3 protein-coding genes are annotated in these 2,315 nt (G+C 74.9%); all 3 read right to left on the reverse strand.

The window, feature by feature from the left end:
- Window positions 1–797 (reverse strand): lyase family protein (locus tag ACLU3S_RS36720; RefSeq protein WP_413956310.1); only part of this gene is annotated, 797 nt, incomplete at its 3' end.
- On the reverse strand, window positions 794–1,396 hold the full coding sequence (gene pcaG, locus ACLU3S_RS36725; RefSeq protein WP_413956311.1) for a protocatechuate 3,4-dioxygenase subunit alpha: 603 nt from the start codon (window positions 1,394–1,396) through the stop codon (window positions 794–796). The genes pcaG and ACLU3S_RS36720, both read right to left, overlap by 4 nt.
- Window positions 1,397–1,401: 5 nt before the next feature.
- Window positions 1,402–2,175, reverse strand: coding sequence for a protocatechuate 3,4-dioxygenase subunit beta (gene pcaH, locus ACLU3S_RS36730; RefSeq protein WP_413956312.1), 774 nt, complete (start codon window positions 2,173–2,175; stop codon window positions 1,402–1,404).
- Window positions 2,176–2,315: the final 140 nt, after the last annotated feature.

Raw genomic sequence — 2,315 nt, forward strand, 5'->3', positions numbered from 1 at the left:
GAGAGCGTCAGCACGTCCTCGGCCGGCTTGCCCAGCGCGCCCGCCGTGAAGGCCAGAGCGCCGGCCAGGTCGGCGACCGGCGTCCGCAGCGCGTGCCAGGGCAGCGGCGGCGCGGCCAGGCCCACCTCACGGGCGTACGCCTGCGTCAGCGCGCCCGCGTCCTCGGCGCCGTAGGCCCGGAACGCGGCCAGCGTGCCGGCGGCGCCACCCAACTGGGCGGGAAGCGCGGCCCGTACCCGACAGACGCGGTCGCGTGCGTCCAGCACCAGGGACCGCCAGCCCGCCGCCTTGAGGCCGAACGTGGTCGGCACGGCGTGCTGGGTGAGGGTCCGCCCCGGCATCGGCGTGTCGCGGTGCGCGGCGGCCAGCCGGGCCAGGGCCCGCTCGGTGCGCGCCAGGTCGGCGAGGACCGGCTCCAGGGCGCGCGCGGCGACCAGCATCGTGGCCGTGTCCAGGATGTCCTGACTGGTCGCGCCCCGGTGCACGTACGGGCCGTACGGCTCGCCGACCGCCCTGGTGAGATCGGCGACGAGCGGGATGACCGGGTTGCCGCCGCCCCGGGCGCGCTCGCCGAGCGAGCGCGGATCGAAGCGCGCGAGGTCGGCCGCCTCCGTCACCGCGGCGGCCGCCTCGGCCGGGGCCAGGCCGAGCGTGGCCTGGGCGCGGGTCAGGGCGGCCTCGGCGTCGAGCAGGGCGCGCAGGTAGGCGCCGTCGCTGGTCGCGCCCGCGGCCGCGGAGCCGGCCCACCCGGGGGCCAGCAGGCCGTTGTCCACGCCGACGGGGTCGTCAGATGTCACTGGAACTCCAGGAAGACCGTCTCGCCTTCGCCCTGAAGGCGGATGTCGAAACGGTAGGTGCCCTGGCGCTCCTCATCCGCGATCAGGGTGTCGCGCCGCGCGCCCACCTGGGCGAGCAGCGGGTCGGCGGCCAGCGCGGCCTCGTCGCCCGGCAGGTGGATCCGTGTGTACAGGTGCCTCAGCAGGCCCCGCGCGAAGACACAGACGCTGAGGTACGGCGCGTTCCGCCCGCGTGCGCCCGGCCGCAGGGTGCGCGCGTACCAGTGACCGTCGGCGTCGGTCTGGACGCGTCCCCAGCCGGTGAACTCCACGCCGTTGCGGCCCAGACAGCCGCCGGTGGCGGGATCGCGCCGGATGGAGCCGTCCACCTGCGGGATGCTGCCGTCCGGGGCCGGCCCCCACAGCTCCACCAGCGCGTCGGGCAGCGGCCGGCCCTCGCCGTCCAGGACGTACCCGTGCACGGTGATCGTCTCCGGATGGCCGAGCGGTGCGATCTCCTCGCCGCCGCGGAAGGGCAGCGCGTAGCCGTAGAACGGGCCGACCGTGTGGGACGGGGTGGGCAGCGCCTGCTCCGGGCCGCTCGTGTCGATCTTCGTCATGGCGGTCAGCGCCCTTCTTCCGTCCAGGTGGCTGCCGGGCCGTCCAGCACGATGTCCCAGTGGTAGCCGAGCGAGAACTCCGGCACCGACAGGCCGTGGTCGTACGTGGCGATCAGCCGCTGCCGGGCCGCGTCGTCGGTCACGGACTGCAGGATCGGGTCGTACGGGAAGAGCGGGTCGTTCGGGAAGTACATCTGCGTCACCAGCCGCTGCGTGAACGCCGAGCCGAACACCGAGAAGTGGATGTGGGCCGGACGCCAGGCGCCCAGGTGGTTGCGCCACGGGTAGGGGCCGGGCCGGATCGTGGTGAAGTGGTAGCGGCCCTCGGAGTCGGTCAGGGTGCGGCCCGAACCGGTGAAGTTCGGGTCGAGCGGGGCGTCGTGCTGCTCGCGCTGGTGCGCGTACCGGCCCGCGGAGTTGGCCTGCCAGATCTCGATCAGCTGCCCGCGCACCGGGCGCCCGTCGCGGTCGAGCAGCCGGCCGGAGACCGTGATGCGCTCACCGATCGGCTCCCCGGTGTGCCGGCGGGTGAGGTCGTTGTCGATCCCGGTGATGTCGCGCTCCCCGAACGCGGGGGAGTGCAGCTCCACCAGTTCCGGGTCCCTGCTCGTGTCGATCGCGACCAGGGGCTGCTTCGGGTGGCGCAGCGCGGAGGAGCGGTAGGGCGCGTAGTCGCGCCGCGGGTGGTGCTCCACGGGCGCGCCCTCGGCGACCCGCTTCTCGTACGCGGCGTGCTCCGCGGCGATCTCGGCGTCGATGTCGGCTTGCGTGAGAGTCATGATCAGTCCTGGGAGTCAGCGTTCGAGGACGAGGGCGAGGCCCTGGCCGACGCCGATGCGGAGGGTGCCGGTGCCGAGTGGGGGGAGCCGGTGGGCGAGGGCGCCGTCGCGGCGGCCGGTGGGGGTGCGGACCGCGTCGG

It is taken from the genome of Streptomyces sp. AF1A, from assembly GCF_047340315.1.
Classification (GTDB): domain Bacteria; phylum Actinomycetota; class Actinomycetes; order Streptomycetales; family Streptomycetaceae; genus Streptomyces.